The sequence below is a fragment of the Serratia sp. DFXYC6 genome, assembly GCF_057196085.1.
In genome coordinates, this window is record NZ_JBXUNV010000001.1 from 2,539,691 (window position 1) to 2,553,281 (window position 13,591).

The 13,591-nt window shown below is 61.5% G+C and carries 15 protein-coding genes; 7 read left to right on the forward strand and 8 right to left on the reverse strand.

Annotation, left to right across the window (positions count from 1 at the left end):
• Positions 1-99 precede the first annotated feature (99 nt).
• Complete coding sequence (locus AC2CGQ_RS12410) at positions 100-534, forward strand: Lrp/AsnC family transcriptional regulator (RefSeq protein WP_004939311.1); 435 nt, start codon at positions 100-102, stop codon at positions 532-534.
• Here AC2CGQ_RS12410 and dinG read toward each other — a convergent pair whose 3' ends face one another.
• The 4 genes from dinG to AC2CGQ_RS12430 form a co-directional block, all read right to left on the reverse strand.
• A complete protein-coding gene (dinG, locus tag AC2CGQ_RS12415; RefSeq protein WP_160125248.1) occupies positions 535-2,733 on the reverse strand; it encodes an ATP-dependent DNA helicase DinG in 2,199 nt (732 codons plus the stop codon). It abuts the gene before it with no gap.
• Positions 2,734-2,799: 66 nt separating this feature from the next.
• Complete coding sequence (locus AC2CGQ_RS12420) at positions 2,800-3,192, reverse strand: tautomerase family protein (RefSeq protein WP_015377136.1); 393 nt, start codon at positions 3,190-3,192, stop codon at positions 2,800-2,802.
• Positions 3,182-3,514, reverse strand: a complete 333-nt coding sequence (locus AC2CGQ_RS12425) for a carboxymuconolactone decarboxylase family protein (protein WP_242141554.1) — start codon at positions 3,512-3,514, stop codon at positions 3,182-3,184. The genes AC2CGQ_RS12420 and AC2CGQ_RS12425 overlap by 11 nt, the downstream gene beginning before the upstream one ends.
• 124 nt (positions 3,515-3,638) lie before the next feature.
• Complete coding sequence (locus AC2CGQ_RS12430) at positions 3,639-4,295, reverse strand: glutathione S-transferase family protein (RefSeq protein WP_015377134.1); 657 nt, start codon at positions 4,293-4,295, stop codon at positions 3,639-3,641.
• Positions 4,296-4,536: 241 nt separating this feature from the next.
• Here AC2CGQ_RS12430 and ompC point away from each other — a divergent pair, with 241 nt between their 5' ends.
• The 3 genes from ompC to AC2CGQ_RS12445 all read left to right on the forward strand — a co-directional run bounded on the left by ompC (position 4,537) and on the right by AC2CGQ_RS12445 (position 7,519).
• Complete coding sequence (ompC, locus tag AC2CGQ_RS12435; RefSeq protein ID WP_004939326.1) at positions 4,537-5,634, forward strand: porin OmpC; 1,098 nt, start codon at positions 4,537-4,539, stop codon at positions 5,632-5,634.
• A 179-nt stretch (positions 5,635-5,813) separates the two neighbouring features.
• The gene (locus tag AC2CGQ_RS12440; protein WP_082996952.1) at positions 5,814-6,665 is read left to right on the forward strand and encodes a GNAT family N-acetyltransferase; all 852 of its coding nucleotides are present in this window, start codon (positions 5,814-5,816) and stop codon (positions 6,663-6,665) included.
• A gap of 17 nt (positions 6,666-6,682) precedes the next feature.
• A complete protein-coding gene (locus AC2CGQ_RS12445) occupies positions 6,683-7,519 on the forward strand; it encodes a 5'-nucleotidase, lipoprotein e(P4) family (RefSeq protein WP_484593688.1) in 837 nt (278 codons plus the stop codon).
• 384 nt (positions 7,520-7,903) lie between these two features.
• Here AC2CGQ_RS12445 and AC2CGQ_RS12450 read toward each other — a convergent pair whose 3' ends face one another.
• The 4 genes from AC2CGQ_RS12450 to AC2CGQ_RS12465 all read right to left on the reverse strand — a co-directional run bounded on the left by AC2CGQ_RS12450 (position 7,904) and on the right by AC2CGQ_RS12465 (position 11,032).
• A complete protein-coding gene (locus AC2CGQ_RS12450) occupies positions 7,904-8,320 on the reverse strand; it encodes a GNAT family N-acetyltransferase (protein WP_228009653.1) in 417 nt (138 codons plus the stop codon).
• 32 nt (positions 8,321-8,352) lie between these two features.
• Positions 8,353-8,871 (reverse strand): GNAT family N-acetyltransferase, encoded by a 519-nt coding sequence (locus AC2CGQ_RS12455; protein WP_484593689.1) that lies wholly within the window; start codon positions 8,869-8,871, stop codon positions 8,353-8,355.
• Positions 8,872-8,873: 2 nt separating this feature from the next.
• On the reverse strand, positions 8,874-9,443 hold the full coding sequence (locus tag AC2CGQ_RS12460; RefSeq protein WP_103085789.1) for a helix-turn-helix domain-containing protein: 570 nt from the start codon (positions 9,441-9,443) through the stop codon (positions 8,874-8,876).
• Between the two features lie 134 nt (positions 9,444-9,577).
• Positions 9,578-11,032: an MFS transporter gene (locus AC2CGQ_RS12465; RefSeq protein ID WP_274864930.1), complete on the reverse strand. Its 1,455-nt coding sequence runs from the start codon at positions 11,030-11,032 to the stop codon at positions 9,578-9,580.
• A gap of 103 nt (positions 11,033-11,135) precedes the next feature.
• On the opposite strand from AC2CGQ_RS12465, the gene AC2CGQ_RS12470 reads away from it, so the two are divergent.
• The 3 genes from AC2CGQ_RS12470 to yedA all read left to right on the forward strand — a co-directional run bounded on the left by AC2CGQ_RS12470 (position 11,136) and on the right by yedA (position 13,491).
• On the forward strand, positions 11,136-11,789 hold the full coding sequence (locus tag AC2CGQ_RS12470; RefSeq protein ID WP_015377129.1) for a helix-turn-helix transcriptional regulator: 654 nt from the start codon (positions 11,136-11,138) through the stop codon (positions 11,787-11,789).
• 175 nt (positions 11,790-11,964) lie between these two features.
• Positions 11,965-12,459: a DUF2878 domain-containing protein gene (locus AC2CGQ_RS12475; protein ID WP_015377128.1), complete on the forward strand. Its 495-nt coding sequence runs from the start codon at positions 11,965-11,967 to the stop codon at positions 12,457-12,459.
• Positions 12,460-12,567: 108 nt separating this feature from the next.
• Positions 12,568-13,491 (forward strand): drug/metabolite exporter YedA, encoded by a 924-nt coding sequence (gene yedA / locus AC2CGQ_RS12480; RefSeq protein WP_015377127.1) that lies wholly within the window; start codon positions 12,568-12,570, stop codon positions 13,489-13,491.
• The last annotated feature ends 100 nt before the right edge of the window (positions 13,492-13,591 follow it).

Here is a 13,591-nt window from a genome sequence, read left to right on the forward strand (position 1 = left end):
CGGCTTCGCCGGGCGGCTTTCCATAGCATAAAAAAGGCAGATATGCTTAACTGCCTTTTTCTCGCAGCTATAATAAATAAAATACCTAACGGAGGCGTTATGGATGATATCGATCGCCAAATCCTGACCATTCTGGCGGACGATGCGCGCGCATCGTTGAAGACGCTGAGCGCGCAGGTGGGCCTGTCGTCGCCGAGCACGTCGGAAAGACTGCGACGGCTGGAGGAAAGCGGCGTGATCCAGGGCTATACCCTGAACGTCAATCTGCAGGCGGTGGGCTACGCCTTCGAGTCGCTGGTGCGCATCAAGCCGCTGCCGGGCATGCTGAAGAAGGTCGAGCAGCTGATTCAGGCGATCCCGGAAGTGGTCGAATGCGATAAGGTGACCGGCGAAGACTGCTTTATCGTGCGGCTGGTGGCGCACTCGATGGAACAGCTCGACCACACCCTCGATCGGCTGGCCGAGCATGCGCAGAGCAACACCTCGATCGTGAAAACCACGCCGGTCAAGCGCCGCCTGCCGCCGCTGCTTTGATTAACGCCGCCGCTTGCGGGCGAACGGGTTGCCGCGCTTCTTCTCTTTTTTGGCCGCGTCGGCGGCGGATTTCAGCGCCGCCAGATGCGCCTTGTCGGCCTCCGGCACCGTGCGCTGCTCGATCGGGAACACCGGCAGCGACGCCAACAGCCGCGAACCGTAATTTTTGGTCAGCAACCGGCGATCGTAGATCACGATCTCGCCGTAGCATTGGTTGCTGCGGATCAGACGGCCGACCTGCTGGATCAGGTTGAACGAGGCGCTCGGCAGGCTCTGCACTTCGAACGGATAGCGCTTCAGCGATTTCAGCCACTCGCCTTCGGTGATGATCACCGGGCTGTCGATCGGCGGGAACGCGATTTTGTGAATATGCACCTGGGTCAACAGTTCGCCTTTCAAATCCAGCCCTTCGGCGAACGATTGCAGCCCCACCAGCACGCTGGCGACGCCCTTCTCCACCCGCTTGCGGTGCTCTTCCACCAGCCGGTAGCGCGGCTGGTCACCCTGCACCAGCAGCATCAGCCGCAGATCGGTCACGTAGCTGAGGAAAGTCTGCATCGCCCGGTGGCTGCTGAACAGGATCAGCATGCCTTTGTGCTTGCCGCTCGCCTGCTCGGCGCGGAAAAACCGCGCCATTTCCTCAAGGTGCTCCGCCTCATTGGCGAGCGCCGGTTCGTAGCGCATCTGCGGAATGACAATCTTGCCCTGTTCGACGTGATTGAACGGCGATGAGAGCGTTTCGAAGCGATCGCCGGCCTTCTCGCTCAGCCCGCTCATCTCCTGCAAACGCGCGAAGCTGTTCAGTGAACGCAGCGTGGCCGAGGTGACCACCACGTGCGGCACCTTGCGCCACAGCAGCTTCTCCAGCTGATCGCTGACGCGGATGCCGACGCAGTGCAAATACAGATGGGTGACGTTATCGCGCAGTTCGCGCGTGACCCATTTGGAGATCGGCGCGTTGGACGACTTGTCGAGCGCCGCCAGCCGCCACAGCTTGCTCATCGCTTCCAGATAGCCCAGCGTGCGGCTCATCTGCAGGATGGCGCGGTGCAGGCGCATGATGTCGTGCTTGCCGGTCTGCTCAGTAAGATCGTTAAGCACGAACTCCGCCAGCCCGCGCAATGCATCGGTCAGTTTAAACAGCCGCGCGCAGCTCTCCACCATCTCCGCCGGCAGCTCGCCCATTTCAAAACGGTGCTCGGCGGCCACGCTGTCGCCGGGCAGGTAGGCGCTGACCTGATGCTCGAAGATCTGCACCAGTTCGCGCAGCTCCTCGCAATGGTTTTTCAGCCGTTCGCTGTTGGCCAGCCCCGGCGGATTCTTCGGCCGGTACTGCGTCATGCACTGTTCGACCTGGCGCACGATCATGTCCAGCTGCAGGTTGGTCGACAGCGCGGTGATTTCGCCGTCGATCTCCAGCGCGTCGCGCGCCACCTCCGGCAAATGGTGGCCTTCGTCCAGCACCAGCAGCAACTCTTTCGGGTTCGGCAGCACCGATTCCGTCTCCAGCGCCGCCATCACCAGCGCGTGGTTGGCCACCACCACGTCGGCGCTCTCGATCTCTTTGCGGGCGATATAGAACGGGCATTCGCGAATGTAGTGACAGTTGCGCCCCAGGCAGTTGGCCTTGTCGGTGCTCAGCTTGGCCCACAGCGGATCGTCGATGCTCTGCTGATAGTGATCGCGCAGCCCATCCCACTCAAAGCGGGCCAGCGCCTTGGTCAGTTTCTGGCACAGCGCCTGCTCTTCGCCGCTGGACGGCGCCAGCTCGTCGTCGAGGAACAGCGTCAGATCGCCCTGTTGACTGACGTCGGTGCTCATCGCCGCCAGGTTGCGCGGGCAGACGTAACGCCCGCGGCCAAAGGCGCCGGTAAATTTCAGATCGGGGATAATCTTCTTCAGCAGCGGCAAATCCTTGCTGTAAATCTGATCCTGCAGCGCCACGTTGGCGGTGCTCACCACCAGCGGCTTGCTCTCCGCCCGCCCGACGGCGATGCCCGGGATCAGGTAAGACAGCGTTTTGCCGACGCCGGTCGGCGCCTCGATCGCCAGATGGCGCGGGTAGTCGCCGGCCAGCGTCTTGGCCACCTCGGCGATCATCTGGCGCTGGGGCGCGCGGGAAATAAAATCCGGTATTTGCTGCTGCAGGGCTTTGTACCACTGGCCAATCTGATCTTTAACTGCGGAGGAGAGCGCCATTCAACTCTTATCTAAACGAAATGATGGCGCTATTGTCCCACAGACCGCCGACGACGTCAGCCCGAGTTACGTCTGCGGATCGATCATTGAGGCGCGCCCGCCGCCGAATGACCACTCGTCCAACTGGGTGGTGGCGATCACCACCATCACATCCTCGGGGTTCAGCCGCAGGTTTTCCGCCAGCAGCGCCGCCAGCCGCCCGTAGAAGCGCCGCTTGGTGTCGCTGTCGCGCGGCCGCCCGGCGGTGATGTAAAACAGCACGAAATCCGCGCTGCGCGGCCCACCGAGATAGTCGCGATCGTAGATAAGCTCGCCGGGGCGGTATTGATCGATCGCCTGAAACCTGTCCGCCGGCGGCACCTCGAAGGCCTCCACCAGCGCCTGATGCAGGCTGTCGGACAAGGTTTGCAGATAGTCGGCAGACTTGCCCTGATGCAGGGCGATGCGGCTAAACGGCATGGGGCACCTCCGGTTCCAGCTCGCGCAGGCGCGCCACGGCCGACGCCGCCGCGGGCCAGCCGGCGTAAAACGCCAGGTGGGTGATGAGCTCCGCCAATTGCGGGCGATCGACACCGTTGCGCTGCGCCAGCTGCAGATGAAACGGCAGTTGCTCCAGGCGGTTGAGCGCCACCAGCGCGGCGACGGTGATCAGGCTGCGCTCGCGCGGGCTCAGCTCTGGCCGCTGCCAGACATCGTCAAACAAGACGCTGTCGCTGAGCTGCGCCAGCTTGGGGGCGATCTCGCCGAACGCCTGTTGCCCGGCCTGGGATTTTGATGGCATCACACTCTCCTGTCAGTTGCGGATAGCCTTACGCTACCCGCCGCCGAGGCGAGTGAAAATCGGGATTTTCGGCACTCTCGGTTCAGAAAAACGGGAGGGTTCCCCGCCAGGCGGCGGGGCGATTTCACGGTTCCAGCGAGGCAACGCCGTCGAAATGGGCGCTCAGCAGCGCATTCAGCTCCGGCCGCCGCTCCACCCGTTCGGCAATGGCGTAAAGCCGCGGGCAGTGTTGCCGGAACCACGCGCGGCCCGGCCGCCAGTTGCACATTACCGCCACGTACAGATCCAACGCGCTGAAGCTCTTGCCGAGAAACCACGGGCCAGACGCCCCTGCGGCGGCGTTCAACTGCCGCAATAAACGCTCACGATAATCCATTACCGCGTTTTTCAGCTGTTCCGCCCCTGCCGCCTGCGGCTGCCAGCGCTGCGGATGGTCGGCATAGGTGAAGGTGGGGTAAATCTCCGCGTTGATGAACAGCAGCCAGCGCAGAAAACGCGGCAACAGCGGCGAACCGCCGGGCGGCGCCAGCTCGGCATGCGGCGCGCGATCGTGCAGCAGCAGGATAATCGCCGCACTCTCCGTCATCACTTCGTCATTGGGCAACACTAAGGTGGGCACCTGACCCAGCGGGTTCAGCGCCAACAGGCGATCGCGCTCCGGGCCGTCCTGCGTGTAATCCACCTCCTCATAGCCCCAGGGGAAAGCGGTCAACGCCAACGCGGCGGCCACGATGGTCGAACCGCAGCCCTGCGTACCGAACAAAGTATAAGTATCGTGCATGATTCCTCCCGCAGCGGAACAAGGTATCGGTAACTGTAGACCAGCCGCCGACCATCGGCTGAAGAAAAAATTCACCCTTTGCGCGACTTTTTTAATCGTTCGACATGAAAATGAATTTTTTGTCATAAATAGATCACATTACTACGGTAAAAATTCTCCGCCGCCAACAATCAGGCGGCACAGTAAAACAGCAATGCAACTGATGATAAGCGTCTTTCAATCGAATAAAGCAGGGTAACCCATGAAACGTAATCTTCTGGCCGTTATTATTCCGGCACTTTTACTTGCGCAAGCGGCACAGGCAGCAGAAATCTACAATAAAGACGGCAACAAACTCGATTTTTACGGCCGTGTGAAAGCCCTGCATTATTTCTCTGATGATGCCGGCAATGATGGTGATAAAACCTACGTCCGTATCGGCTTTAAAGGCGCGACTCAGATTAACGATATGCTGACCGGCTATGGCCAGTGGGAATATCAGATCGCCGCCAACCATTCTGAATCCGACGGCACCAAAGACACCAAAACGCGTCTGGGCTTCGCCGGTCTGAAATATAAGGACCTCGGCTCCTTCGACTACGGTCGCAACTACGGCATCATTTACGACGTTGGCGCCTGGACGGATATGATCCCTGAATTCGGCGACGATGCTTATATCAAGACCGACAACTTTATGAACGGCCGTACCAATGGCGTCGCCACCTACCGTAATAACAACTTCTTCGGTCTGGTTGACGGCCTGAAATTTGCCGTGCAGTACCAGGGCAAGAACGAAAACGACGGCCGCTCCGCCAGCAAGGCGAACGGCGACGGCTGGGGTCTCTCCTCCAGCTATGAAATCATTGACGGCCTGAGCGTGGGCGCCGCCTATGCCTCTTCCAACCGCACCGCCACGCAAAAGGCGGGCACCTTCGGTAAAGGCGACAAGGCCGATATCTGGGCCGGCGGTCTGAAATACGACAACAACAATGTCTACCTGGCCGCGACTTATTCGCAGAGCCGCAATATCGCGCCTATTTCCGGCACCGCCACCATCAATAATAACTCGACCTCCGTTAGCGGCTTCGCCAATAAAGCGGAAGGGATTGAATTGGTCGCGCAATATCAGTTCGACTTCGGTCTTCGCCCATCGCTGGGTTACGTTCAGCAGAAAGGCAAAGATATTGAAGGCATCGGCGACGTCGATCTGGTGAAATATTTCGACGTGGCGGCGACCTATTACTTCAACAAAAACATGTCCACTTATGTCGAATATAAAATCAACCAGCTTGATGACGACAACAAGCTGGGTCTGAAAAACGACGACGTCGTTGTTGTCGCCCTGACCTACCAGTTCTGATGTGATGAATGAATAACCACCACTGCAAACTTTAGCGTCACTTGATACCCAGAGTTTTATTTCGCCGGGCGGCTGCGTCCGGCTTTTTTGTTTTTATTTTCCCCGCCGGCGAATCCCCCCGCTTGCCTTGCAAAACAAACGGGTCTACATGTATAGCTTTCCCCCGAGCGGAATCAGCCATGCATAACGACGGACGCTTCGACTACCACAACGCCTTGCGCTACAGCAGCGACGAACTGGCCAACATCCTCAACCACTGTTTTGAAAACTACATCGTGCGTTTCGTGCTCGACGGGCCGACCTTCGCCGCCCGCTTCGGCGCCGAAGATCTCAGCCTGAACGACAGCCTGATCGTCACCCACCGCCATGAACCGGTGGCGGTGGCGCTGATCGCCCGCCGCGGCCAGCACAGCCGGGTTGCGGCCTTTTCCGTGCGCCCGGAGATGCGCGGTCAGGGGCTGGGCAAGGCGCTGATGCAGCGGCTGGTGGCGGATGCCCGCCAGCGCGGCGACCGTCGGCTGTCGTTGGAGGTGATCGAAGGCAACGAAGCCGCGCTGGCGCTGTACCACCGCGCCGGGCTGCGCATCGTGCGCACCCTGACCGGCCATCAGGCGCCGGCGGAAGTGCCGCCAGGCACGGCGGCGCTGCAGGCGGTCGATCCGCTGACCGTCAGCCATCGCCTGACGGCGGAAGGCGCCACCGATCTGCCCTGGTTGATCGCTCCCGAATCGCTGTTCAAGCTGCCAGGCACACCGCAAGCCTATACGCTCAATCGTCAGGCCTACGCCGTGGTGATGCCCGGCGCCGAGCACTGCTGGCTGCGCCTGATCTACGTGCCGCCGCAGCACCGCGGCCAGGGGCATGCCCGCGCCTTGCTGGCCGCCCTGCAAGCGCAGTTCGCCCCTTTGCCGCTGACCGCCAACGTTTTTGTGCCCGAGGTGGCCGCCCCCTTCTTTACGCATCTTGGCTGGCGGCAGGATCCTCTGCGCCAGTTCGAGATGGATATGCTGCTGGACAGCCCACAAAAATAAAACCGAGAGAGATAACGATGGCAGGAAAACAGGCAAGGAAACTCACCCTCGGCGCGGCGGTTGGCGTCGCGCTGCTGGCGTTGGCCGGTTGCGCGCAGCCGCCGCACACCGACGCCCAGGCCCAGGCCCAGCAGCGGCTGGCGGATCAGTCGGTGCTGGCGGTGAACTGGTTCCAACAGTCCGGTGAATACCAGGCGCTGGCCCACCAAGCGTTCAACAGCGCGCAACGCGCCTTCGATCGGGCCAGGGCCGCGCCGGGCCGCAAAAAGGCGGTGGTGGTCGATCTGGATGAAACCATGCTGGACAACAGCGCCTACTCCGCCTGGCAGGCGCAGCAGGGCCAGCCGTATGACAGCGCCACCTGGGCCCAATGGACGCAGGCCGAACAGGCCGGCGCGGTGCCGGGGGCAGTGTCGTTCGCCCGCTACGTTAACGCCCACCAGGGGACGATGTTCTACGTCTCGAACCGCAAGCAGAGCGAATACGCCGCCACGGTGGCCAACATGCAGAAGCTCGGTTTCACCGGCATGTCGGATAAAACCGTCTTGCTCAGTACCGACACGTCCAATAAGCAGGCGCGCTTCGACGCCATCAAACAAGCCGGCTATGACATCGTGGTGTACGCGGGCGACAACCTGAACGACTTCGGCGCCGCGACCTACCACCAGGATAATGCGCAGCGCCGGGCGTTTGTCAGCGAGAACCAGAACAAATTCGGCACCGAATTCATCGTGCTGCCCAACCCGCTGTACGGCGATTGGGAGAGCGGCCTGGCTCGCGACTACAACAAGCTGACGCCGCAACAGAAGCTGCAGGTGCGCCAACAGGCGATCAAGGCCTGGCGCGGGCGCTGACTCAGGAATAGGGAGAAATGCCCCATATAACCTAATATTTTGTCAAAAAGGGATTAGCGGAGCATGCCGCCGAACCAATGGGAACGTTAGTTCGGCGGCATGAAGATGAAGAAATGCGGATGCTCAAATTCTGGGTTGCGGGCACCAGAAATGTGAGAAATCGGTATCGGCACCGCCCTGTGAGTTAATCCAACAACGCTTCTCGGTGAAACGAGCACTTTCACATACTTTCAGCAATGTCAGAGTAGCCAATCCGTTAATTCTCTCGATTTTAATCGCCCGAACAGCGCAGCAGCATCCGCTCTTTGATGTAATCTGAACGTAACCTAAGCAGGCAAGGCACGGATCTTCAATGTCAAATGGCTATAGGAACTTGCAACATCATTACAGAACTTTCTCGAAACAGACCGCCTGTGGGTTACCTCGATAACGGCCATAGTTTTCGCGTATCCGATACCCCTGAGCCAGATAAAACTTGATGGCACGCAAGTTCACGCTTCGGGTTTCCAGCCACAGTTGACGATACCCCAACCATCGAGCCTGTTGTTCCAGAGCCTGCAATAATTTACGACCAATACCATTGCCAGGCTCACGTACATACATTCGTTTTAACTCCGCAACACCAGAAGTTAATCGACGCAGCGCCCCACAAGCTACGGCCACATCGGCAGCATTGCGTACCAACATAAAACAACCTCCATCCGCTTCTATAGAAGCAGGATCAAACGAGGACGTACCGCTATCGCCTGTGATCTCAGCCAGCTGCACCGACAACTCCGCCATCAGTGTCAGTGCGTCCAAGCTATCGACTTCACTTAATAGTATCCGAAGGCTCACAGCAGTTTGTACATATAGCAGGTGGATTCCAACGCCCCGCCGTCGCTGGCGCGGGCGTATTGCGGGATGTCGCCCGCCGCCTCGAACCCCAATTGACGGTACAGCCCCTGCGCCGCACTGCCGCTCAGGGTGTCCAGCACCAACAGGCTGCGGCGATGACGCGCCGCCAGCGCCTGCACTTCCTGCATCAACAGCCGGGCAACGCCCTGCCGCCGCGCCTGCGGGTGCACCATCAGCTTGACCACTTCCGCCCGGTGGCGGCCGTTGTCCGGCATCGCCAGCAGCAGTTGCACGGTGCCGACCGGCCGGCCGTTCGCGAGCGCCACCAGCATCGCACGCTCTCCCCGCGCCAGGGCCGGCAGCAACCCCTGCCAAAATGCCTGCGCCTGCGTGAGCGTAAAGGGCATGACAAAACCGATGCTGGCGCCGTGCGCCACGCTGGCGTGCAGCATCTCGGCCAAGTCGGCAATGGCGCTTTGCGCCGCAGCGGCATCCCACTGTTGCAATTCAATCATGGCTATGGCCTACAGATAACGAGGGTGTAATGAGCCGGCTCATCGCCGGGGACATGGAAACGGGAGGCGCCGAACAGGCGGTAGCGCAGGCAGTCGCCGGCCGACAGCCGGAAAACGCGCCCTTCCAGGGTCAATTCCAACTGCCCGGACAGCAACCAGAGGTGATGTTCCAGCGCCGGAATCGACGGCAGGTCGTAATCGATCTGCGCGCCGGCATCAAGCCGGGCTTCGATAAACTCGGCCTTATACAGCGCGGCGGGTGGGGAAACGGAGCGACGGTGAAAACCGCTGGCGCGATCGACCCACACCGGTTGCTGCTGCGGCCGCAGCAGCTCCGGCGGCTCGTCTTCGATTTCGCTCAACAGGCGCGACATGGTCAACCCGTAGGCGGCGCACAGCCGGTTCAGCAACGACGCCGTCGGGCTGGTCTCGGCGCGCTCCACCCGCGAGAGCGTCGCCCGGCTAAGACCGGTGCGCTGCGCCAATTCCTCCAGCGACCACGCTCGCTGCTGGCGCAAATCCGCCAGCCGCTGCGCCAACCTCAGATCGGCATTGTCCAGACCGTTATCCATCGTTCACACTCCGCTTAAAAATCCCATATAAGAGAAATAATCTCAAATAAGAGATATAGCAAGCGGATTTTAACAATGTCGCGCAGGAATAACGCCAGGATCACCGCAAACATCGCCGAATGAGGAGAAGCGTTCTAGCACTCGCGCGAAGACGGGTTGGGTACAAAATTGCCCGTCTCGGCGGCCGGCGGCGCGATCGCCGCGCAGCGCCAGGCGCTGAATACCGCCAGCAGCGGCGCCAGCGCGAACGCCAGGAACAGCCAACGCGCCGCCGATGCCGCGCCCGCCGCGCCGCCCGGATCGTTCAGCCCCGCCAGGTTGGCGATCATCCCGGCCAGCGCCGCGCCGAATGCGGTGGCGAACAGCTGCACCGTGGTAATTGAAGCGCCGGCGATATCTTTGTCCGCTTCAGGCGCCACCTGCAAAATGCGCGTCAGCAGATGCGGCCAACCGAAGCCGATGCCGAACCCCACCAGCGACAACGCGATGACGATCGGCGTCAGCGCCTGCCAGTCACCGCCGGAGGGCGTCGGCATCAGGATCGCCAGCGCCAGCAGACCCACCAGCACGAACAGCGGCCCGCTGACGATCGCCCGGCGAATGCCCGCCCCGCGCCAGCCGGAGCTGAGGATTTCGGACAACGTCCAACCGGCGGCCATGGTGGCGGCGATATAGCCGGAGATCAGCGGCGACTGGCCGTGCAACAGCTGCAGAAAATAGGGCACGAAGATTTCGCTGGTCATGCCGATCACCAGCAATGAGACCGTAATATAGAGCGCCGCCAGCGATGAGCCGCGCCGCAGCGAGCCATGCGGCAACAGACGCGCGCGTGCGTGCGCCTCGCGCTTCATCAGCCAGGCCATCAGCACCAGCGAAAGCGCGATGCCCGCCAGATTGATCCAGACGCTGTGCGCCAGGCTGCCGGCGGACACCACCAGCACCGCCACGGTCAGCAACAGCAGTTGCGCAGTCGGCAATGGCGCGGCCGCCTGCTGCGCCTTGCCCTTGGGCAGGATCAGGAAGGTAAACGCAGCGTACAGCGCCATGATCGGCAGCAGAATGCCGAAGGCCCAACGCCAGGCGTGCAGCTCGGCAAAAATGCCGCCCACCGCCGGCCCCACCAGGGTGGCGATGCCCCACATCGCCGAGATAAGCGCCATGGCGCGCGGCCACAATCGCTGCTCGAACACCAGGTTGATCATCGCGTAGGAGAGCGCAAAGATCAGCCCGCCGCCGAAGCCCTGCACCGTGCGGCCGATCAGCATCACCGGCATGCTCGGCGCCAGCGCGCACAGCGCCGCCCCGACGATAAAGAACAGCGAAGCCACCAGATAGGCGCTGCGTGCGCCATAGCCGCTGAGCAACCGGGCCGACAGCGCGGAGCCGAGGATCGACGCCACCACGAACAGCGTGGTGTTCCAGGCATAGAGATCCAGCCCGCCGATATCCTGCACCACCGAGGGCAGAATGGTGGTGGCGACCAGAATATTGATGGCATGCAGCGCCACGCCGAGCGAAAGCGCGATCGCACTGGCCGCATTTTTGCCGGAGAAAAGGTCGCTCCAGCGGCTGTCGTCATGGGTTATCACGGTTGTCGTCCTGTTTTCAGAGGAATGGCATTGAGTTGGTCATAAGATTGCGTTAAATTTAACAAGAGTTATCTTGGAATAAGTTAGGGCGAGGCGGAGAAATATGTCAAGAATAAACTTGGAAAATAGCGGCAGCACCGCACAATCGGTCAGTGACCGCTTGCTGACGTTATTGAAAACCCGCGGCCCGCAGCTAGCTTCTGACGCAGGAAAGGTGCTCGGCACCACCGGTGAGGCGGCCCGCCAGCAGTTCGTCAAGCTGGCGAAAGAGGGGTTGGTCGAAGCGGTGGCGGAAACGCGCGGCGTGGGCCGCCCGGTGCAGCTGTGGCATTTGACCTCTGCCGGGAACGCGCGCTTTCCCGATACCCATGCGGATCTGACGGTGCAGCTGCTGCGCACCGTGCGCGACAAGTTGGGCGAACAAGCGATCGACGTGCTGATCGAGACCCGCGAGCAGGAAAACCGCATCAACTACAAGCAGGCGATGATCGGCGCCACCGAGCTGCGCGAACGCGTGGCGCGCCTGACCGAGATCCGCTGCCGCGAAGGGTATATGGCCGAATGGCGCCAGGAGGAGGACGGTTCCTATCTGCTGGTGGAAAACCACTGCCCGATCTGCGCCGCCGCCACCGTCTGCCAGGGCTTCTGCCGGGCGGAATTAAGCATCTTCACCGAAGTGCTGCAGGCGCAGGTGGAGCGCGCCGAACACATTCTGGCCGGCTCGCGCCGCTGCGCCTACCGGATTTCCCGCCTGTAATACCGGTTTTTGCCCACGTTTTCAACCGGTACAGATTATTCTGCTTGTGCACCCCGCACCTTCCCTTCTAAGGTTGAACTAACGAACATTCAGGCAAACAGCGGGCCTCGCGCCCGCTCTGGCAAATCCGTCGGCGCTTGGCGCAGCGGCAGAGTAACCCCACGGGAGTTGAACGATGAAGAAGCCGCATGCCGGATTCTGGCTGGCGACGCTGGGACTGGGCGTTTGCTGGCTGCTGGCGCTGCTGACTCGCGATCGGCTCAACGGCATACTGCTGGCCGGCGCGGCGCTGGCGCTGATCTTTACCCCTGCAGCCCGCCGCAAAGGCGCGGCCCTGGCCGCCCTGGGCGGTATCGGCATGGATGGGCTGTGGAGCTACAGCGGCGTGCTGCACTACAGCGGGCAACACGGCCTGCCGCTCTGGACCATCGCGCTGTGGATCGGCTTCGGCTGCTGGTGGTATTGGTTGCTGGACGTGGTCAGAGCGGCCCCCTGGCCGCTGGCGGTGTTGGGCGCCGCCGTCGGCCCCTTCGCCTACGCCGTGTCCTGGAAGCTGGACGCCTTGTTGCCCGGCGTGCCGCCCGAGTTCATGCTGCTGCTGCTGGCCGTCGGCTGGTCGATTTACCTGCCGGCCGTCAGCTGGCTGCAGTGGAAACAGCAAGGCCATTGAACGGCTTTCAGCAGCCGGAAAAATAATGCCGAAGGCCATTGCTTATCGGTTGCCCGATCGGGTTTACTGAGCGTTCTAATAATAATCATTCCCGCAAAATACAATCCTATGCTTAGCCAACAAAGCCGTAGCGTCCTGCCGTTGATCGGGGCGTTGTTCACGTTATATATCGTTTGGGGTTCCACCTATTTCGTCATTCGCCTCGGCGTCGCGCAGTGGCCGCCGCTGATGATGGCCGGCATTCGCTTTCTGACAGCCGGCATCGTGCTGTTCAGTTTCCTGGCCTGGCGCGGCCACGCGCTGCCGACGCTGAAGCAGTGGCTGGCCGCCGGCGCCATCGGCATTCTGCTGCTGGCGGTGGGCAACGGCCTGGTGACGGTGGCGGAACACCAACATGTGCCCTCCGGCATCGCCGCGGTGATGGTGGCGACGGTGCCGCTGTTCACCCTCTGCTTCAGCCTGCTGTGGGGCATGCGCAACACCAAACTGGAATGGGCCGGCATCGCGCTCGGGTTGGTGGGCATCGTGCTGCTCAACACCGGCAACAACCTGGTGGGCAACCCGACCGGCGCGCTGCTGATTTTGCTGGCTTCGGCCAGCTGGGCCTTTGGGTCGGTGTTGGGATCGCGCATCTCGCTGCCGGCCGGGCCGATGGCCGGCGCGGCGGAGATGCTGGTCGCCGGCGTGGTGTTATTGGCAGCCAGCCAGCTGAGCGGCGAGCGCCTCACTCAGATGCCGAGCACCGGCGGCTTTCTGGCGCTGGGCTATCTGATCGTCTTCGGTTCGATGCTGGCGATCAGCGCCTATATGTTCTTGTTGAAGAACGTGCGCCCGGCGGTCGCCACCAGTTACGCCTACGTCAATCCGGTGGTGGCGGTGCTGCTCGGCATCGGTTTTGCCGGCGAATCGCTGGCGCCGCGCGAGTGGCTGGCGCTGGTGATCATCGTGGCGGCGGTGGTGCTGGTGACGCTGGGAAAATACCTGTTCGCCCGCCCGGCCAACGTGCAGGCCATCGACTGCGAACGGCGGTGATCACAAAGGGCGGTCTGCGGGCCGCCGTTAAAAACGATTCTTGTTTCACCCGGCGAAGGGGCTATAATTCCCGCTGTTCCAAGCAACCTGCGAAATTATT

Excerpts from the sequence above, each read along its gene's own strand:
- AC2CGQ_RS12475 (WP_015377128.1), top strand. The coding sequence starts at position 11,965 with ATGAAGAAGCCGCATGCCGGATTCTGGCTGGCGACGCTGGGACTGGGC.
- AC2CGQ_RS12430 (WP_015377134.1), bottom strand. The coding sequence starts at position 4,295 with ATGCACGATACTTATACTTTGTTCGGTACGCAGGGCTGCGGTTCGACC.
- dinG (WP_160125248.1), bottom strand. The coding sequence starts at position 2,733 with ATGGCGCTCTCCTCCGCAGTTAAAGATCAGATTGGCCAGTGGTACAAA.
- AC2CGQ_RS12445 (WP_484593688.1), top strand. The coding sequence starts at position 6,683 with ATGGCAGGAAAACAGGCAAGGAAACTCACCCTCGGCGCGGCGGTTGGC.
- AC2CGQ_RS12455 (WP_484593689.1), bottom strand. The coding sequence starts at position 8,871 with ATGATTGAATTGCAACAGTGGGATGCCGCTGCGGCGCAAAGCGCCATT.
- AC2CGQ_RS12440 (WP_082996952.1), top strand. The coding sequence starts at position 5,814 with ATGCATAACGACGGACGCTTCGACTACCACAACGCCTTGCGCTACAGC.
- AC2CGQ_RS12420 (WP_015377136.1), bottom strand. The coding sequence starts at position 3,192 with ATGCCGTTTAGCCGCATCGCCCTGCATCAGGGCAAGTCTGCCGACTAT.
- AC2CGQ_RS12410 (WP_004939311.1), top strand. The coding sequence starts at position 100 with ATGGATGATATCGATCGCCAAATCCTGACCATTCTGGCGGACGATGCG.
- ompC (WP_004939326.1), top strand. The coding sequence starts at position 4,537 with ATGAAACGTAATCTTCTGGCCGTTATTATTCCGGCACTTTTACTTGCG.
- AC2CGQ_RS12470 (WP_015377129.1), top strand. The coding sequence starts at position 11,136 with ATGTCAAGAATAAACTTGGAAAATAGCGGCAGCACCGCACAATCGGTC.
- AC2CGQ_RS12425 (WP_242141554.1), bottom strand. The coding sequence starts at position 3,514 with ATGCCATCAAAATCCCAGGCCGGGCAACAGGCGTTCGGCGAGATCGCC.
- AC2CGQ_RS12460 (WP_103085789.1), bottom strand. The coding sequence starts at position 9,443 with ATGGATAACGGTCTGGACAATGCCGATCTGAGGTTGGCGCAGCGGCTG.
- yedA (WP_015377127.1), top strand. The coding sequence starts at position 12,568 with ATGCTTAGCCAACAAAGCCGTAGCGTCCTGCCGTTGATCGGGGCGTTG.